Here is a 25,456-nt window from a genome sequence, read left to right as displayed (position 1 = left end):
GTCGTGTCACGTGAGGTTACAAACAGTAAAGGAGTCGCCGTGGCAGAGTCCCAGTCCCCGACATTCGTCGAATTGGGGGTCGCCGCGGAAATCTGCGACGCACTCGCCGACGAAGGTATTACCCGCACTTTTGCTATCCAGGAACTGACCCTGCCCCTGGCACTCGACGGCACCGACATCATCGGCCAAGCCCGTACTGGCATGGGAAAAACCCTTGGCTTTGGTGTCCCCCTCATTGACCGCGTCTTTGATGACGCCCGCATCCCCGAGCCGGACGGCTCTGCCCGCGCAATTATCATCGTCCCCACCCGTGAGCTGTGCGTGCAAGTCGGTGAGGACTTAGCACGCGCTGCACACTCAACCAATCTCCGTGTCTGCACCATTTACGGTGGCCGCCCCTATGAGGAACAGATCGAACAGCTTGACCACGGTGTGGACATTATCGTCGGCACACCCGGCCGCCTCATCGACCTTTACCAGCGCAATAACCTGGAGCTGTCAGGCGTAAAAATCTTGGTTCTCGACGAGGCCGACGAGATGCTCGACTTGGGCTTCCTACCGGACATCGAGAAGATTCTGGCCGCGGTGCCTGATGAACGTCAGACCATGCTTTTCTCCGCAACGATGCCGGGTCCAATTCTGACTCTCGCGCGTACCTTTATGAATCGCCCGGTCCACATCCGCGCTGAATCAGGCGAGGAAGAGGCCACCGTCCACGAGACCACTAAACAGATTGTTTTCCAATCGCACCAGATGGATAAGGTCTCTGTCATCGCCCGCATCCTGCAAGCCAACGGTCGTGGTCGCACCATTATTTTCGCTCGCACGAAACGTGGCGCAGCCTCTGTTGCAGAACAGCTCGGCGAGCGAGGATTCTTGGTCACCGCTGTCCACGGCGACATGGGTCAGCCCGCACGTGAGCGCTCGCTGACGGCGTTCCGCAATGGCGATGTCGATGTACTGGTCGCAACCGATGTCGCAGCTCGCGGAATCGACATCGACGATGTCACCCACGTCATCAACCACCAGGTGCCCGATGATGAAATGACATATGTCCACCGCATCGGTCGCACCGGCCGCGCGGGACACAGCGGTGTAGCCGTTACGCTCGTCGGCTGGGATGAAACCGCAAAGTGGAAGGCCATTTCAGATGCCCTCGACCTGGGTATGGCTGAGATTCCGACGTGGTTTTCCACCTCCCCCGAGCTCGCCGAAGCTCTTGATATTCCCGATGGCGTAGACGAGAAGGTCGGCCCAGCTCGCCCAGTGTTGGGCTCCCGACCGCCTCGAGGGCGTGGAGGCAGAGGCCCGCGAAACGACCGTTCGCAGTCCCGTGACCGCAACCGTGGACAGGGGCGAGGTTCAAGGCGGGGCGGCCGAGCCAGTTCACATCGTCGCAGCTAGGCTGCTGCGCACGCCAATTCGCCTCTCCCTCCCCCACGACCATTCGTCGACAGGACATTCCAACTGTGCCGCAGTCACCAAAAGCCAACGCTGAGACCACCGCTGCAGAGACTCGACTGCGTCGCAATCGAATCGCATCGGCAATTCTCATCATCGCCGTAGTTCTAGTCATCGGTTGGACATGGGCCGTTTCCCCGGCTCGCAAGGTCGACCGCAGTGAAACGACGGCTCCTGCCAGCTCCGCAACGCAGGCTCCTGCTGCCAATGATCCAGAGGCAATGCCACATACTCTCCGTCCGGTGTGGTCCACCGAATCGTCGGCAAGCACAGGCGCACACACCGTCTCTCCGACACCACTGGTGATGGACACGTCACTCATTGTCGCCGAAGACAAGGGCGTGCGCGCAATCTCGCTTAACGACGGCACGGAGCGCTGGCACTATCGGCGAAATATTCCGCTGTGTGCGCTCTCGGGCAGTGATGGCCAGGTTTTCGCGACTTTTCGTGGAGCAGCCGGCTGCGGTGAGACTGTTGCACTGAAGCCGGACTCGGGCCAGTATGTCGCGACCCGTAAATCAATTGCGGCTGACAGCCCTGCCGCCGTGCGGTCGAATACATACGCGGGTGTCTATGACTCTGGCCTCCTAGAACTGTGGCGCTCTGACCTGGTACGAGTAGTCGAGTACGGCAAGGTTCCAGCATCTCCGGAACCGGAGATGCAGCCACATCCAGAGTGCTCGATTATCAGTGCGCTCACCCGCGTGGAGCTGCTGGCGGTCGTAAACAACTGCGATGGTCACGGACGCCTGGTCATGCAGGAGGCGAACCCGGAAGAATCCCGGAAACCGGAGGTCAAGAGCGATATTGACCTTGGCCCAGTGACTGCAGATATGTCGCTGATCTCGATTGGTCAAGACACTGCGGCGGTGCTGTCAGATAATCGCATCCGCGTTTTTCGTATGGACGGCACGATGCTAACTAAACTGGCGCTGAACGAGACCAGCCTGCGTTCGGCACCGACTGAAGCTAACTCCGCCGACGATGCACCGCGTGTGCCTTTTACAACAGACCTTCCCCATCACATGACGTGGTGGTCGCCACGGGGTTTACTTGGCTTCCGACCGAGTACCCTGACGCCGACGTTCGAGTTTCCCGAGGCCACCGGCACCCCAGCTCCGTGGGGTGAACATATTTTTATGCCAGTCGGCGACGGAATCGCGGTATTGAATGCCACAACCCTTGAAATTATCGACACACTACCGGTGCCTACAGCTGCGAAGTCCACTCATCTAGATAGGGCGAATAATCCAGAATCACCTGTGCAACTCGCGGTTGTCGGTGACACGCTACTGGTTCAGCGCGGTCAGTCTGTGGACGCGTTCGCCATCGAGATTTAAAACGAGCGTGCAGCCCAGTCAATCGCTTTCGGGCTAAACATACAGGCCAGCGCCACAATTGAAGCTGTCGCTGTTGGCAGGGCAAGCAGAAACGCGCTCGAGCGGAACATGTAATAGGCCACACCCAGCAAGCAGAGGTTGAGCATAATAATCGGTCCGCGTCCCCAACGGGCACCGCGCAGCAACATAATCGCGCCTGCAAGGACTGCACCGAAAATCAGAAGGAACCACAGCGCGGTACCCCAGCCGGAAATGACTGCTGCCTCATCGCGGTAGCCCATCAAATCACGAATCAAAAGGAAGACTCCGTAGCCCAGGCCGAGGACGCATTCGGCGACACCGATCCACGCGCCGACCATAACAACCTGAGGCGCGGCCATCGGCCCTTCGGCCGCCGCAAGCTGATCGGTAGTACGTGATTTGGGCGCATTGCTGCTGTTTTTCTGGTTACTCACGTCCTACATGTTAGCCCGGCGCGAACTGATGAATACACCTCGGAGGCAAGTCGGCTAATGCACCCATCGCAAGTCTGCTCATGCACTAATCTTGGTGCCTGTGCGCGCGTTGCTAATCTCCAATCCGAACTCGACCAGTAACACTGCTCGACGCATGCCCGGCATTGTGCGGGCGCTTCGCTCGGTCGAGGGGATTCACTTGACGTCCATGTTCACTGCTTACCCCGGCCATGCCGCGGATATGGTGGCGGGAATAACGGTCCGCGATTACGACGTCATTATTTCTCTCGGCGGCGACGGAACCATTAATGAGATTGTCAACGGACTCATGAACTCCAACCCCTTCTCGGCGCTGCCCGCTACTGAACTGCCTGCCATCGCAGCGATCCCCACCGGCAGCGCCAATGTATTGGCAGGAGCGCTGGGGATTCCTCGCGACCCCGTCGACGCCGCGTGGTATATCGCAGGCCTGCTACGCTCCCGAACCCACAGCACTATCAGCGTTGGGCATGCAGCGGATCGGTGTTTCGTTGTCAATGCCGGTATCGGCATCGATGCTGAAGTCATTGCCACCATGGAACAACTCCGACAAAACGGCACCCGCGCCAAAGCCATCCGCTATTTGCCGGCAGTTTTCACCGCATGGAACGAGTTGCGCGCCAATCCACCACAAATCACCGCAACTGTCGACGGCAAGAAGTTCGGCCGCGATCTCGCAATGGCCGTGGTGTCCAATTCCAATCCATGGACATTCCTCGGCGACCTACCCATCGTCACCAACCCCACTGTTTCTCTACGCAAGGGCCTGGGCTTTTATGGCTTCACTTCTTTAAAGGGCGTGACGGGACTCGTAGCCGCTGCCAATTTGGCTGGTTTCTTCACCCGTCTGCGTTCTCCCTTCCACGTAGCGGACCGCGAACGACGCATCGACAACGCCCAAGAAATCCAGCTCACCGCTACGACTCCACTTCGCCTCCAGCTGGACGGCGAATATATCGATCAGCGCGACTGCCTCAACATCCGAGTTCAGCAGGGTGCTATCAATTTCGTGGCGCGTGCCGACGATCACACTGAGGCACAGTTCACCCAGAAGGTCGCTACTCGTCCTGTAGACGAACGTTTGCTCATTGTGGCAACCAAAAGGGTCATAGATCGCACCCGCCGACTGTTCAGCACTAATCAAAAGATGGAAGCAACACATACTTAAACTGCGATTGATTACTGACAGGCCAACAAAAATGCGCCATACACCCTTACTACTGCAATTACCAAAACTAAAATCACCCCCACAAGAGGCTAGTTTTGACCTGGCGTTTTAACCAAAACTTCACTTTTCTGTGAGGTTTGGCACTTTTATTCATTTTGCTCTTTACGAACCGACCCAGTCGTGAAAACATGTAAATCGTCAGCGAGACAGGCATGCAGTTCATTAAATGTGCAAGCATGCAAGTCTCGCCTTTTTAGGCGCGAACTCTTTGGTGAGAACCCACTACCTTTCCAACTCGCATGGGCGACGAAACAGGTAGGTCTCCCAAGACGCCTAATACCCCTGGGCACCCGGGAATGAACCCCACCCCTCGTTGAGATTCGGCGATTCGTCGCGTCTGGCGAAATCCATTTCCGGAGCTGCCTTCCCGCAAGGAAATTTAACCCAGCCCTCACCCGGGGCTCGCAATGTTTTAGGAGTATGTCATGGATTGGCGTCACAAGGCCGTTTGTCGTGAAGAGGATCCGGAGCTGTTCTTCCCGGTCGGTAACTCCGGCCCGGCTCTCGCACAGATTGCAAAGGCCAAGGTCGTTTGCAACCGCTGCCCTGTTACTGCCCAGTGTTTGGCCTGGGCACTTGAGACCGGCCAGGATGCCGGCGTTTGGGGCGGCATGAGCGAGGATGAGCGTCGTGCACTGAAGCGCCGTCGTAACCGCGGTCGCACTCGCCGCACTCGCACCAGCACCGCAGTCTAATACCCCGGTCTAATTAATAGGGTTACGCGGTTACCATGTAATCTATACCGGTTGATACCTGTTTAATCCGATAGAAAGAGAGCCCAGCTATGAGCAAGCGTGGCCGTAAGCGCAAGGACCGCCGTAAGAACAAGGCTAACCACGGCAAGCGTCCGAACAGCTAAGTTATGAACAGCTAAGTTGCCCTTAGTTGCAGCAGTCTTAGCTATCACTGGCTAGGACACCTTACTCCACCCCACCGCGTCGGTACCGCGCCGATTCAGTGGGGTGGAGTTTTTATGCCTCCAACGGATACCTCAACGGGTAGCAGATCTGAAACTGACTAGGTTTATGGCACGTGAATTGAATTCACCCGCAAATTTTTGCCATAAACTAGGTCACTTTCTATACCTCTTTATACCTCTTCAGTACCTCATCTTCGCTTTTCAGGATCACCCCTCCGCGGAATCCTTACCAGCGGGTTTGGTGCCCAAACCCCATCGGAGTAGCGTCTAAAAATAGAGCTTTTACAACAGCTCAAGTCAGGTTACTCAAAAGCAATGGGGCTATAGCTCAGTTGGTAGAGCGTCGCGTTCGCAATGCGAAGGTCAGGGGTTCGATTCCCCTTAGCTCCACAAATAGCTCCACAAAAATATCCCAGGCCACATCACCGTGACCTGGGATTTTCCGTATTTCGCATTACGCATCTTCGCATTACGCATCAAAAGAATATGCGCCAATAGCTAGCCGCCAGCAACTACCTGCGGTATTCCACCCGCGTATAGGACACGCGAATCCGAGTAGTGATGCGCTGGCGGAGGTCCTCAGGGGCAGGTTGCTGACAGCACCGGCGCAGCAGCCGTCGGATAGCCTGCTCGGAACCGAATTCTTCCAAGCACTGCGGACATTTGTGAATGTGCTCCTCGAGAAAGCGGCGCTCCTCCGGATCGCACTCGCCATCCAAAAATGCATGTAGGCGCGAGTGGACGTCCTGACAGAAAGCATCTTCACAGGCGTGTCCACGCTCTGGCATCTGCTCCATATCTTGGCTCGACTCTCGGCTCATCGCGGAGAATCTCCCTTCTCTTCTTTCAAGAATCCACGTTCCACAGCTACGTTATGCAACGCGTCTCGGAGCTGTTTTCTTCCACGGTGGAGCCGACTCATGACAGTTCCGATGGGAGTGCCCATGATTTCGGCGATTTCCTTGTAGGGCAATCCTTCGACATCGGCGTAGTAGACCACCATCCGGTAGTCCTCTTTAAGACTCATTAAAGCGTCCCGAATTTCCTCGTCAGGAAGCTTCTCCAGCGCTTCTATCTCAGCAGAGCGAAGCCCAACTGAAGTGTGCGATGCGGTTTCCGCAATCTGCGAATCCGTGATGTCATCGGTGGCATACTCAGCAGGACGGCGCTGCGCCTTGCGATAGTTATTGATGTACGCATTCGTCAAAATACGGTAGAGCCACGCCTTTAGATTCGTGCCCGGCTTATAAGAGCGGAAGCCCTGAAAAGCCTTGATATAGGTCTCCTGCACCAGGTCTTCGGCATCGGCGGGGTTGCGTGTCATCCGCAGCGCCGCTCCATAGAGTTGGTCCAAAAGCGGCATGGCATCACGCTCAAAGCGCTGCGCAAGCTCTTCATCCGACTCATCAGTCCGGACGGCCGATGTTCCTGTCTGATCACCTGACATGCTACCTATCCTAAAACATCCTCACACCGGACTCAGCCAGACCCCACGTAGCCAGGCGATTCGTAGCGTGACAAAGCCAGTGTGCAACGATGGAAACCATGTCGAAGAAGTCCGCTAAAAAACCCGCGGCCGCCACCCCAGCCATCGCCGTCTGCCAGAACGCCGGAATCGATTTCCACGTCCACCAGTTCCCCCACGGCAGCGACAACTTCGGCGAAGAGGCCGCCTCCTGGCTACTCGAGCACCTCGGCATCGAGCCCGAACGCATCTTTAAAACTCTCATCATTGAGCTATCCGGCAAACGCACTGGGCTAGCAATTGCCGTCGTCCCCGCCACCGGAATGCTCAACCTCAAGGCCGCCGCCGCAGCTCTCGGCGCTTCCAAGGCCACGATGGCTGACCCGCATGACGCGTCACTCACCACCGGCTACGTCCCCGGCGGCATCTCCCCACTCGGTGGTCGCCGCAAGCTCCCCACCGTCATTGATGAGACAGCCACTCTCGCTGACACTGTGTTCGTCTCCGGTGGTCGCCGCGGGTGGGACATCGAACTGTCCCCCACCGATCTGATTTCGCTTTGCGACGCCACGGTCGCCGACATCGCCCGATAGCCCCGCGGCTACTCCAGCAACCTCCTCCCGCTAGACCCCAGTCCTAGACCAGCCCTAAAGCATCACTAAAACAGCCCTAGACCAACTCTAAAACAGCTCCTCGTCCTGGTCGGGTTCTGCACCGTCGGCCACATCCAGCAACTGCGCACCTTCATTCGCAACGTTACCGACGGCGCGATTTACTGGCCGGATGGACAGCTTGTCCACCACCTCCGCACGGGTCATACCGACATCTCCGTCTGCTGCCCAGGCCGAGAAATCCAGCCAGTCGCTGACTTCGTCGTCGGCAAGCACGCGAGGCATACGATGATGCAGATTCCCGAGCTGTCCCACAGCATCGGTGGTGAGAATCGTGGCCGAGACGATATCGCCCCAGCGTGCCCACAAACCCGCGACGGTGAATAGTGGCGCGTCCTCGCCGAAGCTGACGAAGTAGGGTTGGCGATCCTTCCACTCGTACCAACCATTCATGGGGATTGCACAGGGCAGGCCGTCCCGGAAAGTCGGCTTGGACTGCCAGGTTTCCGCGCGGGCATTAAAGAAAGGTGTCGTTGGAATTTCGCGGGCCCACTGCGGAATCAAGCCCCAGCGCACAGTGGCGGCAATGGTACCTGTGCGACCGGGATGCTCGCGGGCAAGCGCAACAATCGGCATGGTCGGGCCGATGTTGTAGCGAGCGGTGGGCAACGGGCCGTCGCCACGCACGGGCGCCAAACCGGGGATGTCAGCGGTGATACTGAGCAACTTTTCGGCGACGGTGAAATTGACGAAACGACCACACATACCAACTGATTGTGCCGGTAACTCCCCCTCTAGTCGAGGTCTGGAGTGGAAGTGTTCCATAATTGGTTATGTGTGTTCCCAAAATCAGAATTGGTCCGCCCCTACCGTAAGTGTCGACGGTGCCGAATCCGGTCAACAGCCCTTTAGCGCCACGGTGCAGATTGCCGGCTCGAAGTCGATTACGAACCGTGCCCTGGTCCTTGCGGCACTGTCCTCGACACCATCGGTTATCCATGGTGCTCTGCGCTCTCGCGATACCGATCTTATGATTCGCGCACTGCAGGCCCTGGGAACTGACATCAGTGCCGACTCGACATACTCGGGTGCCCCGAATCACACGCTGCACGTCACTCCGCGCATCCTCCGCGGGGGTGTTGTGGAATGTGGTCTCGCAGGTACGGTTATGCGCTTTGTGCCGCCTATCGCTGCTCTTGCGCAGGGCTCGGTGTTCTTCGAAGGTGACGTAGAGGCCAAGGCTCGTCCGATGTCGGCCGTGCTGGATGCGCTGCGCAGCCTTGGCGTAAACATCGCTGGCGATGGCCTTCCTTTCACGGTCAATCCGCAGGGGCCGAACCAGGGCAATCGCCTGGGTGACTCGGTCCAGGAGCAGGACCTGCCGGATATCGGCGGCGAGGTGGAAATTGATGCTTCGGCTTCGAGCCAGTTCGTCTCGGGTCTGCTGCTGTCGGCTCCGCGCTATGGCCGTGGCCTGGTGCTGCGCCCGACTGGTGAGATTCCTTCCCGCCCGCACATCGACATGACACTGGACATGCTCCGCGAGGCCGGTGTGCAGGTCGACGAGACCACGACCGATACTCCTGAGGGGTCGCGCACGACGTTCACCATTCACCCCACCGAAATGATGGGTCGCACCTGGCAGGTCGAGCCCGATCTATCCAACGCCGCCGCCTTCTTGGCCGCCGCGGCTGTCACGGGTGGCAGCGTGACCGTGCCCGACTGGCCGGAGCACACCACGCAGCCAGGCGACCGCATTCGCGACATCCTCACCGACATGGGCGCTACCGTGACGTTCAACCGTCACGAGGGTGGCCGTACCAGCCTTACCGTCGTAGGCCCGAACCCCTCGGAGCTGCGAGGTGTCACGATGGACATGTCCGAGATTGGCGAGCTGACCCCAACGGTCGCCGCCATCGCCGCCCTGGCTACCACCCACACCGAGCTGACGGGCATCGCACACCTGCGCGGGCACGAAACCAACCGTCTCGCCGCGCTCACCACGGAAATCAACCGTCTCGGCGGTCGCGCCACCGAGCTTGACGACGGCATTGCGATTGACCCCGTTCCGCTCCACGGTGGCCTCTGGCACAGCTACGCCGACCACCGCATGGCCACTGCCGGTGCCATTGTTGGCCTGCGCACGGAGGGCGTGGAAGTCGAAAATATCAGTACCACCGCTAAGACCATGCCTGGCTTCGACCTGCGCTGGCTGGAGATGCTCGGCCTGGCCTCCCCCAGCCCACGCTCGTTGGAAAAATCCGTCGAAGCTCGACTCGATGGCATGGGGGACGAGACCGAGGCAGGGAAATAATAGTGGCGGCACGCAGGCGTGGACGGCAGTGGGACGAGTCCGATGTACGTATCCGACCCGGTAGAGGGTCGCGACCACGGACGAAGGATCGCCCCAGCCACGCCGACGCTCGCTGGGGCATGGTGGTGACCAAAGACCGTGGTCGTTGGGGGGTAGTCCTCGATGGGAACCCCAATGTTGCGGTGACATGCATGCGCGCCCGCGAGCTCGGCCGCACCAATATCGTTGTCGGTGACCGCGTCGGTGTCGTGGGCGATGTCAGCGGCCGTGAGGGAACACTGGCCCGAATCGTCAAGCTGGCGGAGCGCAGCACGGTTTTGCGTCGCACCGCCGATGACAACGACCCGTATGAGCGCATTGTCGTCGCCAATGCCAGCCTGCTGCTCATTGTGTGTGCTGTCGCCGATCCTGAGCCCCGCACCGGTTTTGTGGAACGCGCGTTGGTGGCTGCCTATGCCGGCGGTGTCCGCCCGGTGCTCTGCCTGACTAAGTCGGATCTTGCCGATCCGCAGGAGTTTGCCGGGGAGTTCTCCGCGCTGGGAGTGGATGTCGTTGTCTGCGGTATCAATGATGACCTGGCTCCCCTGCTAGAGCTCATCGATGTTCCAGGACGCGTCACCGCTTTGGTTGGGCATTCCGGTGTGGGTAAATCCACCCTCGTCAACCGGATTGTTCCCGAAGCCAACCGGGAGACCGGAGAAGTCAGTGGCGTGGGTAAGGGCCGCCATACCTCCACGCAGTCGGTGGCGCTGGTGTTGCCGTCGGAAAGCGCTGACGATGCGGCATCGTGGATTATTGACACTCCAGGCATTCGTTCCTTTGGGCTGGCTCATGTGACGCCAGAGACGCTGCTGGCGGCATTTCCAGATATCCAGGCGGCGACGGACGAGTGCCCGCGTGGCTGCACGCATTTGGGGCCGCCTGCGGATCCGGAGTGTACCCTCGACAAGCTGGAGGGAGTTCAGCAGCGTCGAGCGATGGCTGTGCGTCGCCTGTTGAATGCCATCGGCGACAACGAGGACTGGGAGCTGGACATTGAAAGAGACTAGCCACACCGATTCTGCGGAGACGCCCTCTGAAGCCTCGGCAAATGCTGAGTCTGCGAAGGACAGTTCCGGCCTCTACCCAGCTCCCGGCAGTTGGATTCGACTATGCGTCTACACGCTAATCGTGGGACTTGCGACGGGGCTCGGAGCAGCCGGCCTCGCGCTGACTATGCACGGCATCGAGTACGCGGTCTACGGGCAGCACGAGGGTGACGTAGCGGTCGTGACCGATGGAACGACTGGTTTACAGCGCTTTGTCGGAATTGTGCTGGCGGGACTGATTGCAGGACCGATGTGGGCCGCGCTGCGCACAAAAGCCAAGCCCATTGAAAGCGTTGAAGCGGGCATGCACGGCCGTCTCATGCCCGTGTGGTCAACTCTTGTCAATGTGTTTTTGCAAATGGCGACCGTGGCCGCAGGTGCATCCATGGGACGTGAGAATGCCCCGCGCGAGCTCGGTGCGATGGTGGCTTCACAGATGTCACATCGACTGCGCATCGATCCGCTACACCGCCGTATTCTGGTCGCAGCAGCGGCTGGTGCCGGTCTGGGCGCGATTTATCACATCCCGCTGGCTGGAGCGATTTTCTCATTGGAGATTCTGCTGGGCTCGCTGAGTATTACCGCGGTGATGGTGGTGCTGGCGTGCTCGGCCATTGCCACGGTGACTTCGGGCATTGTGGTCGGCAGTAGCCCGCTCTATAGCCCAATTAATCTTTCGGACGGCTGGGGCAACCTCGGAGCGGCGCTGCTCCTCGGTGTTATCTGCGGTGCCCTGGGCTATGCATTTCGCATTGTCAGCTCACGAGTGTCGGACAAAGCACCGACCGGCTGGCATTCTGCCTGGGCCGTCCCCCTCGCGTTCACGCTAGTTGGTGTGATCTCGCTATGGATTCCAGAAGTATTGGGCAACGGCCGCATCGCTGCGACCACAGTTCTCATGGATCGCCCACTGCTGGGGTTTGCGGTCATGCTGCTGATCGCGAAAACTGTCGCGGTTCTAGTTACTTTTCGTTCGGGTGCCGTCGGTGGTCTGTTGACCCCCGGCTTTGCCCTTGGCGCGCTCAGCGGTTTCATCATCGGCTGCTTCGTACAACCATTGATGCCCTCAATTCCGCTGAGCGACTTTGCAATTCTCGGCGCGGCGGCTTTCCTGTCTGCATCCATGGCAGCTCCACTGTTCGCACTGATTGTGACCGTGGAGTTCACCGGCCAGAATTCCTCTGCGTACCTGGCACTCTTCCTCGCTGGGGCAACCGCAACGCTGACCGTGAGCGTCATTCGCGCCTGGCTGCAACTCCCCCACAAACAATCAATGCCGTGGAACCGTAAGCCTGCGGTAGCGACGGCTATTCGCAAGCGGGCCGACGGCTAACCACGCGCGGCAGAGTGCGTCGAGCGGCCGGTGTAGGCTCGGACAATATCGCGGACACCGGGACGAAGTCGGCGGAGCATTCGCAGCCCCGTCGCTAAGCCCTTGCGTTGCCTGGAACCGGACTTGAGCGCCGCTTCAACCTGCGGATTCTTCCTGAATGCGGCCTCCGAACGCACCTCCGGGGCGTTGTCCGGGTCAGCGACCAGGAAGCGATCCGGTAGCGACAACTTCAGCAGCGTGCGCTGGACCTGGAAAAACTGCTTCGGGAACGACCCCGTATTGTATGGCAGGTCGTAGTCCCGGCAGATCTGCTGGACCTGCTTCGAAATCTGCGCGAGCCTATTGGAGGGCATGTCTGGGTAGAGATGGTGCTCAATTTGGTAGTTCAGGTTTCCCGAGAGCACCGACAGTGCCAGCCCGCCGTGGAAGTTCGCCGAGCCCAGCATTTGGCGCAGGTACCACTCGCTCTTGTCCTCGGTGTTGTACTGCTCTTTGGTGAAGGTTTCGGCGTCATCCGGGAAGTGGCCGCAGAAGATGACCGCGTAGGCCCACAGGTTGCGGGCGAGATTGGCCATCATGTTCGCAAACGCTACTTCGCGGTAACGCGAGCCCGCCATCGCTGGGAAAAGAACATAGTCCTTGAGCACTTGGCGCCCCGACTTATTCACAACCTCCATGAGCTGCGGTCGGGCCTCTTCCCAAGTTTTCTTACCTGCGAACACGCGCCCGAGCTCAACGTCGTAGAAGGCCACTGCCCATTGAAAAAGGCTGGCCAACACCACGTTCGACACCGGCTGCAGCAGCGTCGATGGCTTCCAACGGCGGTCACGAGTCACCCGCAGAATGCCGTATCCCACATCGTTGTCCATACCGAGCACGTTGGTGTACTTATGGTGGACAAAGTTGTGTGAGTGCTTCCATCCGCTGGATGGGCAGGAATTGTCCCACTCCCAGGTGGCCGAGTGAATCTCAGGGTCATTCATCCAGTCCCACTGACCGTGCATGGTGTTATGACCGATTTCGAGGTTTTCCAAAATCTTTGCCAGCCCCAGCGCGGAGGCACCCGCCCATTTGAAACCCCAGTGCGCGGTGTTCTTCCACGACTTAGGCAGCATCCCCAATTTATTCAATGCCATACCTGCGGTCGGAACCATCAGCAGACCTCGGCCGGTCACCTCAAGGGTGCGCTGGATACGGATAAGCGTGCGGATGTATCGAGCATCCTTCTGCCCCAGCGAATCGCGGTGTTGCTTTTCAATTTCCGCAAACCGGCGCCCAATCTCTGCGACGTCCTCTTCACTTAAGTGCACATACGATGCGATATCGGAAATAGCCATGGGAAGAATCCAAACTCCTTGAGGTCGTTTCTCCTGGTTGATACAGGTTTTAGTGGGTATGGGTGAACTTACAGCTCGATGCTCGCGTGCCCCGCTGGCGCGCAGACACACGTACGCACCCGCTCCCCCGCTACAAATGTCGCGCCCGTGCGGATGTCCCGCGCCGCGCCGTCGGAAAGTTGCTGCACGCACGTCGCACAAATTCCCATCCGACAGCCATACGGCAGGTCCACCCCAACGCTATCAGCTGCTTCCAGAATGGTGGTTGCCCCATCTACGTCGACGTCGCCACGGCTGCCGAAACTCACTGTGCCACCGACTTCCTCCGCCGCTGTGCGATCGACGGTGAATCGTTCGGTCCGCAGTCCGGGGAACTCCGGCTCAAGGTTCTTCAGCAGTTCAACAGGCCCACAGGCATAGGCGCTTGCCGACGACGCCAGCGACCCAAAGTCCGCGATAGTGTCGGTAACCGCTGCAGCGTCAATCCGAGGCTGTGTTTCCGTATTGCGTGTATGTAGGCGATACTTCATCTGCTTGCTAGCACTGCGCCGTTCGAGCTCGCGCAGTTCACTGACAAACACAGCTTCTTCCTCACCGCGGTAGGAATGAATGTGCTCAACTTCCACTGCGGCGTTACGGGCGACAAGATCGCGCAGCATGGACATCACCGGGGTTACGCCAGAACCCGCGGTAACAAACGCGATGCGCGCTGGAAGCGGCTCCGGGAGGTAGAAATCTCCGGCTGGCGCAGCTAGGCGGACGACCGTGCCCGGCTTTACATTGGCCACGAGGTGCTTAGACACGTAGCCGTCGTTGAGAGCACGAATGTTGATAGTCAGCAGGCCGTCATGAGGCCGCGGTGCATTCGTCAGCGAGTAGGAACGCCACAGGAATTTTCCGTTCACCTCTACGCCAAGTCCGATGAACTGGCCGGACTTGAAGTCCGTTGGCATCCCCCATCCTGGCCGAATTACCAACTCTGCCGAAGTAGGAGATGTGGGATTGATTGCCTCAATCTGGCCCCGCAACTCGCGGCTCGACCACAGCGGGTTAATCAAGTGCGTGTAGTCATCGGGCAAAAGTGGCGTCGATAAATGCTTGAATACGCGGGAGACTTTGGTCTTGATTCCCATTTCCTATCCCCTCCTGACTGTTATGGACGAACGAGAAATAACCCTGTTTATCTGCGGGCATGCCCCACTCGAACCATTGTTACGAACCCGTAGGTTACTTAGACGTAGACTACGGAGCGGTAAGTTATTGGTCAAGGGAAACAAATGACTTTGACATAAATAGCGAAATTGTCATTACCCCCGTTTGCCTGTACAAAACCCCTTTGACATGGAAATTAGCCGAACAAAATAATTGGTGGCCGCATACCCCCGCAGCAAAACCACTTTTGGAGGGTGAAGTAGTAAAAGCGTGTCTGATTCAAGGCACTTAGTCAGATCAGGTCGCATAAATCGCGCTCGAATAGGTGCTTGGATCTTTCAAGCCCGTTTTCAGTTCAATCCATTGGAATGGCACCCGCATGTACTAGCCGCATAGGGTGTGCTGGAACCGAAGCGATGGAAATCAACAACCAACAGCTTGGAAGACGGGGGCCACGCCCTGCCCAAATGCATCGCCGATGCCCATCGCGGCAGAGTAGGCGAACGCCAGCCCTATCCCAATCGAATACCAACACAGCCTAGGGCTCCAAAAAGGACCCATGAAATAACAAAAATACGGGCTGCACATGTGAATATGAGCTGCACATGTGACTACGGGCTGCACATGTGAAACTGCCCAACTTTATAGCACTTTCAAGCTATTTTTCGGGCCATTTTTGCTATAAGCGAGGTCACTAACTTGCATTGGCCCGCCGCCGCTGACATAAACGCGGTCATTAACTCGCATTGAGGGCTAAGTAGCAAAAGGCACCATCCGGCGACACGTCGACCGGACACACGTTTTGTCTATTAACCTCGAAAAACCTCTTCTCTACGACGCTACACACCCGGTTACCCGGTGTTTTACAGCAGCTCCACCACCATGCCAAGCTCAGCTACGTCGTACCACGCCAGCGGAATCTCCAGCGCATCACCAACGGTCAACTCCGCGTCCTCGTCACCGAGATCCGCCTTATCGACTGCATCAATTGCTGCCTCAACCTTGTTTTCCGCCTCTTCCACATCAATGTGGAGCGCTGCGACGTCGGCAAGCGAAATCGGACCACCGACCTTGACCACGGCATCCCCCATGTCGGACTGTGGCTCAGCCTCAACATCGACAGAAATGACTACACGGCGGTGCGGGAACTTCCCCTCTGTAGCATCGAGCAGGCGGAGTGACGCACGCGCAGCCTCATCAAAGGCAATGTCCGCCAGTTCCTCGTCATCGCCCTCAGTAAAGAAATCTCGCAATGCCTCGGTGACGGCGAAGCCCCAACCACCGCGGGCGTGGATGAGCTCGTTCTCCTTCAGCGCCTCAAGCATGGAAAAAGTCGCTGGGATATAGACGCGCATTAAAACTCGCCCTCGAGTCCCAGCAGACCGGAAATCTCGACCACTGCACGGTCGAACTGCTGGTAGAAGACCCCCACCATACCGTTAGAGACTGCAGCGTGGATGTTCTCAATCGAGTCATCCACCAACACGCAGTCCCGTGCCGGCAGTTCAATAGTTGCGGCAGCTGCGTTAAAAGCCTCTGCTGAAGGCTTCTCATGGCCAATTTCACCAGAGAGCACAACTGCGTCTACCAAGCCCTCATCTTCGAGCTTGCGAATCGGATCCGCCGACGGGCCGCCCGGGTCATTCGACAGGACTGCCAGGCCAACTCCATTTGCACGCGCCTCTACCAGCAAATTACGCCAACGTGCCTGGTCCTCATCCGTGCCGTCAAGGACACCACAGTAATCGATAATCATTCCGCGCATGGCCTGTAGTTTATCGCATGACCTGGGGGTTTGCTGTTCTTGCTGGTCAGTGGGTTTTACGCCTGTTACGACGATTACAAGGAGTGCCCGGATAGCGATGATTCGCAGGTTTTTCCGGGACGGATGCGGGATGAAAACGGGACACATCATAGACTGCAGGGCACCAAGCACACTCCGCGGTCGCATCTTTGCCAAATCGCCCCCTCCTGGTCGTAAATTGTCTTCCACAAGCTGCACACTTAAAGCACTTGTAGGACAATGGTCTTCAGCAAGGGGGAACTTGCCAATGGGGAGTTTTAGGGGGATTAATCCATGGCACCAACGTCTCACGTACCAGCAACGCAGGCAGCAACGACTTACGCGCTGTCGCACGCCGCTGAGCGCCGATACACCGGCGGGGAATTCATCGAACCAGCAACAGGTTTTTCGCTTCTCCACACAATTCAACTTGACCAGTCAGCCAATGCCGCCGCTTCTCAAGCCACAAAGGTGAAACCGGCCTATACCGGAAGCCCCGTTACGGTCGGCACCGCTGCCATGACGGCCTTACCGGCTGCAGTAGCCACACCTGCTACAACAAGCGCGCCGAATGTACCGATGCCCTCAGCAAATCCGGACGAATCGTCCATGCGACCGACTTCGTCACAGCCGCCACGAGCACCACACGTCGTCCAGCACTGTGAGCACCAGCTGAGACAGGAACTCGGCACGACCACTCGCCGCGTCTTTGACATCATCGCAGGCCGCAGACGAGTCAACGATTTGCGCCGCATCAACATCGACCCAATTATTCACGCCGCAATACTCACGCTGTCAAAAAATGCCAATCTCAAGGGCATCGCGTTGCAATCCTTCCACGCCAGCGCTTCCGCGGACGGCAAGAAGGTGGAATTCCTGGGCAGCTGCCGCGTAGGTTCGCGAGCTCGCGCGTTCACTGGCACGTTCCGCCGTGGAACGGCAAAAACGCGGCCATGGATCATGACCGCGTTTCGTGTGCTTTAATGCTTAGCGACGGCGCTTGCGAGCCGCCTTCCGACGCTGAGCTCGGTTGCCCTCAGGTTCCTGATCCACGCGCTGCTGCTCTGCACTGCCGTCCTCACTGGGGCCGGAGTAGGTCATCTGCTGATTCTGTTCAGCAGTTTCCGTCGGCAGAGATGGAGCCTGGTCTTCCTGACCCTCGGTGTTTTCCGCTGCGGGCATAACCTGCTTGCGGATCAGGAACAGCTGACGAACCGATTCTTCCTTGATACCGTCCATCATCGCGGTGAACATGTCGTAGCCCTCACGCTGGTACTCCACCAGCGGGTCAGCCTGGGCCATGGCGCGCAAACCGATGCCCTCCTTGAGGTAATCCATCTCGTAGAGGTGCTCGCGCCACTTCTGGTCCATGACGTTCAGGATGGTGAAGCGCTCAATGTTGCGCATCTGGTCTTCACCGCCAATTGCAGAGACCGCATCCTCGAGCTGATCGTAGCTGGCTGAGATGTCCGTGTGCAGAGCCTTGGACAACTCATCGGCCGAGAGGTCACCCGGGGTACCGAAATCGGAGCCATCAATGAGCTCTTGCGCGGTAAACGTCGGACCGTAGAGCTGCTCAAGAGCATTCCACAGTTCGTCGAGGTCCCAGTCCTCCACATAGCCGTCAGCGGTGGCGCCGTTGACATACGCATCGACGACGTCGTCCTGCATGTCACGGACCTGTGTCTTCAAATCCTCACCTTCGAGGATGCGACGGCGCTCAGCGTAGATGACCTTACGCTGCTGGTTCATAACCTCGTCGTACTTCAGCACATTCTTACGGATTTCGAAGTTCTGGCTTTCCACCTGAGCCTGAACGCTCTTGATGGAGTTGGAAACAACCTTGGAGTCGATAGGAACGTCATCCGGGACGTTCAGAGTATTCATCAGTGCTTCCATGCGCTGGCCGTTGAAACGAACCATTAGGTCGTCGCGCATGGACAGGTAGAAGCGGGTGACACCCGGGTCTCCCTGACGGCCGGTACGTCCACGCAGCTGGTTGTCAATACGGCGTGACTCATGGCGCTCGGTACCTAGAACGTAGAGGCCACCGGCCTCACGCACCTTGTCAGCTTCTTCCTTCGACTGCTGGCGAGCACGCTCAATCTCAGCGTCCCACGCCTCTTCGTACTCTTCCGGAGTCTCCACTGGATCCAGGCCACGAGAGCGCAAGTTCAGGTCAGCGATGATATCCGGGTTACCGCCCAGCACGATGTCAGTACCACGCCCGGCCATGTTGGTTGCCACGGTAACACCGCCGAGACGACCCGCCACAGCGACAATCTCAGCTTCCTTCTCGTGGTGCTTAGCATTCAGCACGGAGTGTGGAATACCTTCGCGCTGCAGGAGCTTGGAAAGGTACTCGGACTTCTCGACCGAAGTCGTACCAACCAGAACTGGCTGGCCCTTGTCATGGCATTCACGGATGTCTTCGACAACAGCGGCAAACTTTGCCTCCTGCGTCTTGTAGATCAGGTCAGGCAGATCCTCACGCTGCTTGGGACGATTCGGAGGAATCGACATGACGTTCAGCTTGTAAATCTGGTGCAGCTCGGCCGCTTCAGTCTCAGCCGTACCGGTCATACCGGACAGCTTGTCGTAGAGGCGGAAGTAGTTCTGGAGCGTAACGGTTGCCAGCGTCTGGTTCTCGTTTTTAATCTCCACCCCTTCCTTGGCCTCAATTGCCTGGTGCATGCCCTCGTTATAGCGACGGCCTGCCAACACACGACCGGTGAACTCATCGACAATGAGAATCTCGCCGTTACGGATGATGTAGTCCTTGTCGCGGGTGAACAGCTCCTTGGCCTTCAGGGCATTGTTCAGGTAGCTGACCAGCGAGGAATTTTCCGGAGCGTACAAGTTGGCGATACCCAGCTGATCCTCAACGAATTCAACGCCCTCCTCACGAATACCGATGGTGCGCTTACGCTCATCGACTTCGTAGTGGATGTCGCGCTTCATGCGCGGAACAATCTTGGAGAACGCCAGGTACCAGTGCGGATCACCATCCGCCGGACCGGAAATGATCAACGGGGTACGAGCCTCGTCAATCAGAATCGAGTCAACCTCATCGACGATGGCGTAGTGGTGGTCACGCTGCACCAAGTCGTCGAGAGAATGCGCCATGTTGTCACGCAGGTAGTCAAAGCCGAACTCGTTGTTCGTACCGTAGGTGATGTCAGCAGCGTAGGCCTTCCGGCGCTGATCCGGACTCAGCTCAGAGAGAATCACGGAGGTCTCAAGCCCCAGGAAGCGGTGGACTCGGCCCATCCACTCCGCGTCACGCTTAGCCAGGTAGTCATTAACCGTGACAACATGAACACCCTTGCCTGCCAGCGCATTGAGGTATGCGGGCAGCACACAGGTCAGGGTTTTGCCTTCACCAGTACCCATCTCGGCAACGTTGCCGAAGTGCAGTGCCGCACCGCCCATAACCTGGACGCGGTAGTGCTTCTGTCCCAGCACGCGCCACGATGCCTCGCGCGCCGTGGCGAAAGCATCCAGCAGCAAATCGTCTACATCTGCACCGTCAGCCAGCTGCTTCTTAAACTCCTCGGTCTTGGCACGGAGTTCATCGTCTGAAAGAGCTGCGTACTCGTCTTCCTTGGCGATGACCTGATCTGCAATATTGCCAAGCCTCTTGACAGCGCGGCCTTCACCAATGCGGAGCAACTTGCTGAGCGAAAACACTAAATTGGGACCTTTCCGGCCGATTCACGTCGAACTTTAATGTGCAACGGTTAATTATACGACGAACCCGCCTTCCCTTCTAAGAGAAGACGGGTTCATGTGAGCAATCACTTACCAATACACAGCTCTACGCGGTATTGAATGCTCTTTTCGACGAAGACTTACTTCTCGTCTTCGTCTGCCAGCTCAATCAGACCGTAGTCGTATGCGTGACGACGGTAGACCACGGACGGACGAGAGGTTGCCTCGTTAACGAAGAGGTAGAAGTCGTGGCCGACGAGCTCCATCTCAGACAGAGCATCTTCCACCGTCATCGGGGTTGCAGAGTGCTGCTTAGTACGCACAACTTGCCCCGGACGTACGTCCTCAACCAGATCCTCGTACGGATCGGCCTTTTCCGGAGTTGCCGCCTCAGCCTCTGCGACCAGCGCAGCGGTCGCCTCACCGACGGACATCGGAGCACGGTGGCCGGAGCGGCTAATCTTGCGGCGAGCCTTCACCTTACGCAGGGAACGCTCCATCTTGCCCAGAGCAGACTCCAGTGCAGCGTAGAAGCTATCTTCCTTCGCTTCCGCACGAGCCAGGTGACCCTTGCCGGTAGCGGTAATCTGAATACGGTCAGAGCGGTCTGCACGGCGCGGATTCGGCTCGTGCTGGAGCTCCACGTGGAAGAAGGTCAAAGTCGGGTCGAGGCGCTCAATCTTCGCCAGCTTCGCCTTAACACGATCTGCGAAGTGCTCTGGAACCTCAACATTGCGCCCGGTGATGGTCACCTGAGCGTTCGGGCTGAGTACCTCGTTGTTGTCAGCAGGTGTGGACACTTGCTACCTACCTCCCGGTATGGCCACCGCCCTTCCGCGAGCGGGATTACTCACGGCGTCTACGGTGACGAGTCTTTCTGCACCCCAAGGATACAGTTCCGGGGGTAACCAATGCCACGTACCCCTCGGTTAATTTTCGCTTGCCGACGACGCCCCCGCGACTATGCCCGTGCGAGCACCAACACCATGTCGATTCGAATGCCCAATGACGCCGCTACCAACTCTGTTTCCGCTACAGTGGCACCGGTGGTGGCCACATCATCAACCAGGATTACCGTCGACTTAGCGCACTGTTTTCGCAGCTTATTACTAATTCCACGATGGAAATGCGTCAGCGGCACAATGTGGCCAGAAAGATTTCGCCGACGCTGAGAGGCCCCAAGCTCCGCGGAATCCCGCGTGTGCTCATCAATGCACACCAGGGGCAATACCGAACTGGCGGGGAGTTGACTGCAGGCAAAGTCGCAGGCAATTGTTACCGGATCTCCACCCCTTTGCCGACGGGATGACAATCTTGTCGGCGCGGGAATCAAAATGATGGGGGTAATTTCCGGGGGCATTATATTGCCGTCAGAGGCTAGCTTTCGCACCGCTGCGGCGAATACTGCCCCCATGATTCGCCTGGCTTCACCACTCCCTCGCTCCTTGGCCGACAAAATGAGATGCCTTCTTGCGCCGGAGTACGGACCGCAGGCCCACGCTGCAGCGCGTAACGCGGCCCGCGGCGAAAACCGCACCGGAGGTTGTTGAAGGTCTTCCCTGCAGCCACGGCACAGAGGTCCGGAACAGCCACACACTGGACAGGTCTCCGGTACCACGAGACCGATTGCATCGCGGGTGACGTCGTAAAGCACGCGCAGTACCCTCTGTGATGGCTTCCCCCGTGCTAGCAACTTCTTCTCCCCGACCTGCTCTTATTCCACAGACACCGGAGCCATTCGCCCGCGTGCGCCCGGAACTTGGCGCCAGAACTGCTGCTGTCCCTCACTGGAAATCAGCTCCATGACACCGGTGGCATCCAATGCGTAGCGCTTCGACGAGGTAGCGGTGACCACTGGAATCGGTGGTGTCAGATTGAGCTTCGGCAGAACGGAACTGGTTGCACCGTCCGGGAAGGCACTCCACATCGGAGTGTCTCCGTTATAACCACCCACTGTGACCGTCTGGTTCGGCGACCACGTCAGAGACACCGGGGAAACGGTTTCAGGTAGCGGCAGAGCGCGCGGATACGTCAGTTTCCAGGGGCTGTCGTCATGCCTTTCGATGGTGGCGATGTAGACCTCGCCGCTGATAATCATCGCCACCTGTGTGCCGGAGGAATCGACACGGAATTCGGAGATGCCGGCACCCGAGCGTCCGCCGTCGAGGAGATGACTGAGCTCAGAGGTATCAACTTCCTCCACCTGGATCCGGGATGACGTCGACTGTCGAACCAGACGCACAACGGTTGCACCGTCCTTCACTGTCCACACAGCCTCCGCGTCTGGCGACCACGTCGGGCGGGTCAGACTCTCGGCGGTCAGCACAGCAGCCGGCTGATCCTGTACTCCGCCGAGCATCAATGTGGACTCACCGAGGTCATACGAACCGGCACGCCCCTCCTGAGCTGAGCGGAATACTGCGGCGATAAGCTCGTTACCATTGGGATTGATCCCCACGGCCGCGGAAAACACCGCAGTGCTACCGCTGGCGGTCCAGCCACGCCCCACAGGTGTGGCGTGGCCGTCAGTGAGCTCGTAGATACCACTGCGGTCGACCGTCCGCAGAGGTGCGTTATCAGCGGGTAGGTGATTCGGGTCGTAGAGCTGGATTGCGTCGGTGTCCTTCGTCCACGGTTCCTCGTGGCTGGCAACTAATGGTTCGCCGTCGGCCATGAGAATCCACGGACCGCGGAAATCTGCTGAGTCAAGAGTCCAGATAATCTGCGCCGCGAGCATGACACGCAATTCCTCGGAAACATCACCCAATCCGGTGATTTCGACCCTACGACCGTCGGCGTTAGACACAGGCCCAGCTTCCACTGCAATTGAGGCATTGGGCTTGAGCACCGTGGTGACGCCCGGGCGCAGAGGTGCTGATGGGCCGTTTTTTAGCTTTGTCAGCAGATTGGTCGCACCATCAGTGATGCCACGGTAGAGCCAACGACGATCCGTGACCAAATGATTACCCGCCGGATCGAGGAAGAAGACGTTGCGCGGCACATTGTTCTCCAGAAATGCCTGGCGCTCCATGACAACACCGTCGGGCAGCGAGGAAATGCGCCACTGTCGGTCGGCACCAAGCTTCATCTCCACGGTTTCCTCATAGTCACCGGACTGCGGCTCGTAGGCACCATCAGTACCGAATTGACCAACGCTGGTGCCTCGGGCAACGAATGTCTGTCGCGATTCTCCCTCATCCCGCTGGGCGATGAGGTTGACGCCGTCGAGGATGCGGGCGGTCTCATGGGGTTTCCAGCTGGCCGCCAGCTCGGGAGTCATGAAGGCACGCATAGCCTGAAAATCATCAACTGGATGCGCGGCAGCGGCGAAAAAGTCGCGCAAGACAATGTCCGCATTGACGTTCGGACGGGGCTGCGGAACGTCAATACGAACTTGAGGCGGTTCAAACGGACGCAGCACCTGTGGGTTGGTGTTCCGCGGAATGTTTGTACATCCTGCGGCAGTACCCAAAATGACTACTGAGCTCAGCGCCACTGCCTTACGCACGAAGCGGTAAGCCTTCGATTGTTGCTGCGTCATCATTTACCTATCCTCCTCTCGTCCTGATTGTGGTGCGTTATCGCTAGTACTCTGCCCCTCACCCCGACCTTGGCCTTTTGATTGCTCTGCGCTCGCCCCCGGTTCCAATGCCAGGGTGCCGATTTCCTGCTGGTGCGGAATCTGATCGGGCAGCGGTGGGACTTCGAGTCCGAGCGGATGCTCACCGAAGCTCGCGTCGGGCTCCAGCGGCACGGTCAGTCGGAAACAGCTACCGACCGTCGACACACCGAAGGCTTCCAGCTCTCCGCCATGCAATTGTGCGTCCTCACGCGCGATAGCCAAACCAAGTCCGGTACCGCCGGTGCGTCGCACACGCGAGGGGTCAGCACGCCAGAAACGGTTGAACACCAGTTCCTGCTGCTCCGGCTTGAGCCCCACACCGTGGTCGATGACGGTAAACGAGACGGCGGAGTCGCTCGCCCGCACGGTAACATCCACCGGATTGCCCTCACTGTGGTCAACAGCGTTGGCCATAAGGTTGCGTAGCACGCGCTCGATACGCCGCGAGTCGACCGTTGCCATTACCGGTTCATCGGGCAGGTGGAAGCGGATGGGAGTACCGGTGTCCTTTGCCACAACCGTGACCTGCTGATAGGCGGCATCCACACAGCGGCGAACATCGACCTTTTCTGCAGACAGGTCAGCAACGCCGGCATCGTGACGCGAAATCTCAAGCAGATCATTGAGAAGCATCTCAAAGCGTTCGAGCTCTTCATTCATCAGCTCGGCTGCGCGACGAGTCGCCGGGTCGAGGTCTTCAGCACCGTCAGCAATGAGATCGGCAGCCATACGCACTGTAGTCAGAGGTGTCCTCAACTCATGCGAAACATCGGAGGTGAACTGTCGCTGCAGACTGCCGTATTCCTCTAGCTGTCTAATCTGCGTCGACAGTGATTCGGCCATCTTGTTAAAGCTCATAGCCAATCGCGCCATGTCATCTTCACCCTGCACGACCATGCGCTCACGCAAGTGACCGTCGGCAAAGCGTTGGGCGATCTGGGCGGCGGAACGCACTGGTGTCGTCACCTGGTTGGAGAAGAACCAAGTAATACCGCCGAGAAGCGCCAGAATGACCACAGTCGCACCGGCGAGCAGACCACGGACCAACTTAATAGTGGATTCCTCTGCTGCCATGGAGGTGACCAGATAGAGTTCGAGCCCATCGACCGAGGTAGAAGTGGGAGTCCCGATAATGAGCGCCGAGTACGTGTCCCCGCGATTATCAGTGACTTGGCGTACCTGATACGCAATCTGCCCTTGCCGGACAACTTCATGCAATCGCTCCGGGACATCGGCCTTAATCGGCGACGAAGCCAACACCGTGCCACGTGGCTTCGGCGCCACGAGCAGCGGTTCATAACTTGTCAGTGGTGCAGCACCGGAACCGGCCGCTTGGTTCACAAGGGCATCTCGCCCCACGTTGAGCAGAGCTTGCAACTCGTTGGACGATGAGTTCTCAATTGCCTGCTCCACCACCGCACGAGCACGGTCAATTTCCTCGTCGGCAGCGGTGACCTTTGCATCCATAAGCCGCTGGGTAACAATAGTCGCCAGCGCGAAACCCAGTACCGCAATCACCATTGCACTCAGCACCACCACAGAGGTCAGAATGCGAGCTTGGATGGACGTGCGCCAGAGCGTAATCGCCCAGGTCACTC

At 58.3% G+C, this 25,456-nt stretch carries 23 protein-coding genes and 1 tRNA gene; 11 read left to right on the top strand and 13 right to left on the bottom strand.

Features of this window, described 5'->3' with window-relative positions; genetic code table 11:
- Positions 1 to 39 precede the first annotated feature (39 nt).
- Together ADA16_RS08630 and ADA16_RS08625 are read left to right on the top strand one after the other, a co-directional pair.
- Positions 40 to 1,404, top strand: a complete 1,365-nt coding sequence (locus tag ADA16_RS08630; protein WP_048760907.1) for a DEAD/DEAH box helicase — start codon at positions 40 to 42, stop codon at positions 1,402 to 1,404.
- Between the two features lie 65 nt (positions 1,405 to 1,469).
- Positions 1,470 to 2,801 (top strand): PQQ-binding-like beta-propeller repeat protein, encoded by a 1,332-nt coding sequence (locus tag ADA16_RS08625; protein ID WP_048760905.1) that lies wholly within the window; start codon positions 1,470 to 1,472, stop codon positions 2,799 to 2,801.
- Here the strand turns inward: ADA16_RS08625 and ADA16_RS08620 are convergent.
- Positions 2,798 to 3,256 (bottom strand): hypothetical protein, encoded by a 459-nt coding sequence (locus tag ADA16_RS08620; RefSeq protein ID WP_239659407.1) that lies wholly within the window; start codon positions 3,254 to 3,256, stop codon positions 2,798 to 2,800. The two genes, ADA16_RS08625 and ADA16_RS08620, sit on opposite strands and share 4 nt — an antisense overlap.
- 100 nt (positions 3,257 to 3,356) lie before the next feature.
- Between ADA16_RS08620 and ADA16_RS08615 the strand changes: the two genes are divergently transcribed.
- The 4 genes from ADA16_RS08615 (at position 3,357) to ADA16_RS08605 (ending at position 5,832) form a co-directional block, all read left to right on the top strand.
- Positions 3,357 to 4,463: a diacylglycerol/lipid kinase family protein gene (locus ADA16_RS08615; protein ID WP_239659406.1), complete on the top strand. Its 1,107-nt coding sequence runs from the start codon at positions 3,357 to 3,359 to the stop codon at positions 4,461 to 4,463.
- A gap of 485 nt (positions 4,464 to 4,948) precedes the next feature.
- Positions 4,949 to 5,218 (top strand): WhiB family transcriptional regulator, encoded by a 270-nt coding sequence (locus ADA16_RS08610; RefSeq protein ID WP_005511107.1) that lies wholly within the window; start codon positions 4,949 to 4,951, stop codon positions 5,216 to 5,218.
- An 89-nt stretch (positions 5,219 to 5,307) separates the two neighbouring features.
- On the top strand, positions 5,308 to 5,382 hold the full coding sequence (locus ADA16_RS11520) for a 50S ribosomal protein bL37 (protein WP_014300525.1): 75 nt from the start codon (positions 5,308 to 5,310) through the stop codon (positions 5,380 to 5,382).
- A gap of 377 nt (positions 5,383 to 5,759) precedes the next feature.
- Positions 5,760 to 5,832 (top strand) — tRNA-Ala (locus tag ADA16_RS08605).
- 122 nt (positions 5,833 to 5,954) lie between these two features.
- On the opposite strand, the gene rsrA is transcribed toward ADA16_RS08605, so the two are convergent.
- Together rsrA and ADA16_RS08595 are read right to left on the bottom strand one after the other, a co-directional pair.
- On the bottom strand, positions 5,955 to 6,263 hold the full coding sequence (gene rsrA / locus ADA16_RS08600; RefSeq protein ID WP_048760898.1) for a mycothiol system anti-sigma-R factor: 309 nt from the start codon (positions 6,261 to 6,263) through the stop codon (positions 5,955 to 5,957).
- Complete coding sequence (locus tag ADA16_RS08595) at positions 6,260 to 6,889, bottom strand: sigma-70 family RNA polymerase sigma factor (protein ID WP_048760897.1); 630 nt, start codon at positions 6,887 to 6,889, stop codon at positions 6,260 to 6,262. The genes rsrA and ADA16_RS08595 overlap by 4 nt, the downstream gene beginning before the upstream one ends.
- Before the next feature lie 98 nt (positions 6,890 to 6,987).
- Between ADA16_RS08595 and ybaK the strand changes: the two genes are divergently transcribed.
- Positions 6,988 to 7,500 carry a Cys-tRNA(Pro) deacylase gene (ybaK, locus tag ADA16_RS08590; protein ID WP_048760895.1) on the top strand — a complete coding sequence of 171 codons (513 nt, stop codon included), beginning with the start codon at positions 6,988 to 6,990 and terminating at the stop codon, positions 7,498 to 7,500.
- Between the two features lie 87 nt (positions 7,501 to 7,587).
- Here the strand turns inward: ybaK and ADA16_RS08585 are convergent, their stop codons facing one another.
- Positions 7,588 to 8,283 (bottom strand): SOS response-associated peptidase, encoded by a 696-nt coding sequence (locus ADA16_RS08585; protein WP_048760894.1) that lies wholly within the window; start codon positions 8,281 to 8,283, stop codon positions 7,588 to 7,590.
- 70 nt (positions 8,284 to 8,353) lie between these two features.
- Here ADA16_RS08585 and aroA point away from each other — a divergent pair, with 70 nt between their 5' ends.
- The 3 genes from aroA to ADA16_RS08570 are packed head-to-tail and all read left to right on the top strand — an operon-like array spanning position 8,354 to position 12,253.
- Positions 8,354 to 9,832 (top strand): 3-phosphoshikimate 1-carboxyvinyltransferase, encoded by a 1,479-nt coding sequence (gene aroA, locus ADA16_RS08580; protein WP_082150687.1) that lies wholly within the window; start codon positions 8,354 to 8,356, stop codon positions 9,830 to 9,832.
- A gap of 2 nt (positions 9,833 to 9,834) precedes the next feature.
- Positions 9,835 to 10,881: a ribosome small subunit-dependent GTPase A gene (gene rsgA, locus ADA16_RS08575; protein WP_048760893.1), complete on the top strand. Its 1,047-nt coding sequence runs from the start codon at positions 9,835 to 9,837 to the stop codon at positions 10,879 to 10,881.
- On the top strand, positions 10,868 to 12,253 hold the full coding sequence (locus ADA16_RS08570; RefSeq protein ID WP_048760891.1) for a chloride channel protein: 1,386 nt from the start codon (positions 10,868 to 10,870) through the stop codon (positions 12,251 to 12,253). Before rsgA ends, ADA16_RS08570 begins: the two co-directional genes overlap by 14 nt.
- On the opposite strand, the gene ADA16_RS08565 is transcribed toward ADA16_RS08570, so the two are convergent.
- The 4 genes from ADA16_RS08565 to ADA16_RS08550 all read right to left on the bottom strand — a co-directional run bounded on the left by ADA16_RS08565 (position 12,250) and on the right by ADA16_RS08550 (position 16,507).
- Complete coding sequence (locus ADA16_RS08565; RefSeq protein WP_048760889.1) at positions 12,250 to 13,590, bottom strand: fatty acid desaturase family protein; 1,341 nt, start codon at positions 13,588 to 13,590, stop codon at positions 12,250 to 12,252. The two genes, ADA16_RS08570 and ADA16_RS08565, sit on opposite strands and share 4 nt — an antisense overlap.
- Positions 13,591 to 13,658: 68 nt before the next feature.
- On the bottom strand, positions 13,659 to 14,723 hold the full coding sequence (locus ADA16_RS08560) for a flavin reductase family protein (RefSeq protein WP_048760888.1): 1,065 nt from the start codon (positions 14,721 to 14,723) through the stop codon (positions 13,659 to 13,661).
- Between the two features lie 882 nt (positions 14,724 to 15,605).
- Positions 15,606 to 16,097: a DUF6912 family protein gene (locus ADA16_RS08555; RefSeq protein WP_048760886.1), complete on the bottom strand. Its 492-nt coding sequence runs from the start codon at positions 16,095 to 16,097 to the stop codon at positions 15,606 to 15,608.
- On the bottom strand, positions 16,097 to 16,507 hold the full coding sequence (locus ADA16_RS08550) for an HAD-IA family hydrolase (RefSeq protein ID WP_048760884.1): 411 nt from the start codon (positions 16,505 to 16,507) through the stop codon (positions 16,097 to 16,099). Before ADA16_RS08550 ends, ADA16_RS08555 begins: the two co-directional genes overlap by 1 nt.
- A 312-nt stretch (positions 16,508 to 16,819) precedes the next feature.
- On the opposite strand from ADA16_RS08550, the gene ADA16_RS08545 reads away from it, so the two are divergent.
- On the top strand, positions 16,820 to 17,509 hold the full coding sequence (locus ADA16_RS08545) for a hypothetical protein (RefSeq protein ID WP_048760882.1): 690 nt from the start codon (positions 16,820 to 16,822) through the stop codon (positions 17,507 to 17,509).
- Positions 17,510 to 17,512: 3 nt separating this feature from the next.
- Here the strand turns inward: ADA16_RS08545 and secA are convergent, their stop codons facing one another.
- From secA to mtrB, 5 genes are all read right to left on the bottom strand, one after another.
- Positions 17,513 to 20,215, bottom strand: a complete 2,703-nt coding sequence (secA, locus tag ADA16_RS08540) for a preprotein translocase subunit SecA (RefSeq protein WP_048760880.1) — start codon at positions 20,213 to 20,215, stop codon at positions 17,513 to 17,515.
- 161 nt (positions 20,216 to 20,376) lie between these two features.
- Positions 20,377 to 21,036, bottom strand: coding sequence for a ribosome hibernation-promoting factor, HPF/YfiA family (hpf, locus tag ADA16_RS08535; RefSeq protein WP_048760878.1), 660 nt, complete (start codon positions 21,034 to 21,036; stop codon positions 20,377 to 20,379).
- A gap of 161 nt (positions 21,037 to 21,197) precedes the next feature.
- Positions 21,198 to 21,596: a ComF family protein gene (locus ADA16_RS11155; protein WP_152680750.1), complete on the bottom strand. Its 399-nt coding sequence runs from the start codon at positions 21,594 to 21,596 to the stop codon at positions 21,198 to 21,200.
- 354 nt (positions 21,597 to 21,950) lie between these two features.
- The gene (locus ADA16_RS08525) at positions 21,951 to 23,780 is read right to left on the bottom strand and encodes an LpqB family beta-propeller domain-containing protein (protein ID WP_048760875.1); all 1,830 of its coding nucleotides are present in this window, start codon (positions 23,778 to 23,780) and stop codon (positions 21,951 to 21,953) included.
- Entirely contained in the window at positions 23,781 to 25,454 is a 1,674-nt protein-coding gene (gene mtrB, locus ADA16_RS08520) for an MtrAB system histidine kinase MtrB (RefSeq protein WP_048760874.1), read from the bottom strand. It abuts the gene before it with no gap.
- Between the last annotated feature and the right edge of the window lie 2 nt (positions 25,455 to 25,456).

This window comes from Corynebacterium vitaeruminis, assembly GCF_001054325.1.
Lineage (GTDB): Bacteria > Actinomycetota > Actinomycetes > Mycobacteriales > Mycobacteriaceae > Corynebacterium > Corynebacterium vitaeruminis_A.
This window is presented reverse-complemented; position numbering and strand designations above follow the sequence as displayed.

What these genes read in the sequence shown, in the direction of transcription:
- ADA16_RS08555 (WP_048760886.1), bottom strand. Translation starts at nt 16,097, where the DNA reads ATGCGCGTCTATATCCCAGCGACTTTTTCCATGCTTGAGGCGCTGAAG.
- ADA16_RS08550 (WP_048760884.1), bottom strand. Translation starts at nt 16,507, where the DNA reads ATGCGCGGAATGATTATCGATTACTGTGGTGTCCTTGACGGCACGGAT.
- ADA16_RS08560 (WP_048760888.1), bottom strand. Translation starts at nt 14,723, where the DNA reads ATGGGAATCAAGACCAAAGTCTCCCGCGTATTCAAGCATTTATCGACG.
- rsrA (WP_048760898.1), bottom strand. Translation starts at nt 6,263, where the DNA reads ATGAGCCGAGAGTCGAGCCAAGATATGGAGCAGATGCCAGAGCGTGGA.
- ADA16_RS08565 (WP_048760889.1), bottom strand. Translation starts at nt 13,590, where the DNA reads ATGGCTATTTCCGATATCGCATCGTATGTGCACTTAAGTGAAGAGGAC.
- ADA16_RS08595 (WP_048760897.1), bottom strand. Translation starts at nt 6,889, where the DNA reads ATGTCAGGTGATCAGACAGGAACATCGGCCGTCCGGACTGATGAGTCG.
- ADA16_RS08525 (WP_048760875.1), bottom strand. Translation starts at nt 23,780, where the DNA reads ATGATGACGCAGCAACAATCGAAGGCTTACCGCTTCGTGCGTAAGGCA.
- ADA16_RS08610 (WP_005511107.1), top strand. Translation starts at nt 4,949, where the DNA reads ATGGATTGGCGTCACAAGGCCGTTTGTCGTGAAGAGGATCCGGAGCTG.
- ADA16_RS08585 (WP_048760894.1), bottom strand. Translation starts at nt 8,283, where the DNA reads ATGTGTGGTCGTTTCGTCAATTTCACCGTCGCCGAAAAGTTGCTCAGT.
- ADA16_RS08545 (WP_048760882.1), top strand. Translation starts at nt 16,820, where the DNA reads ATGGCACCAACGTCTCACGTACCAGCAACGCAGGCAGCAACGACTTAC.
- ADA16_RS11155 (WP_152680750.1), bottom strand. Translation starts at nt 21,596, where the DNA reads ATGCCCCCGGAAATTACCCCCATCATTTTGATTCCCGCGCCGACAAGA.
- ybaK (WP_048760895.1), top strand. Translation starts at nt 6,988, where the DNA reads ATGTCGAAGAAGTCCGCTAAAAAACCCGCGGCCGCCACCCCAGCCATC.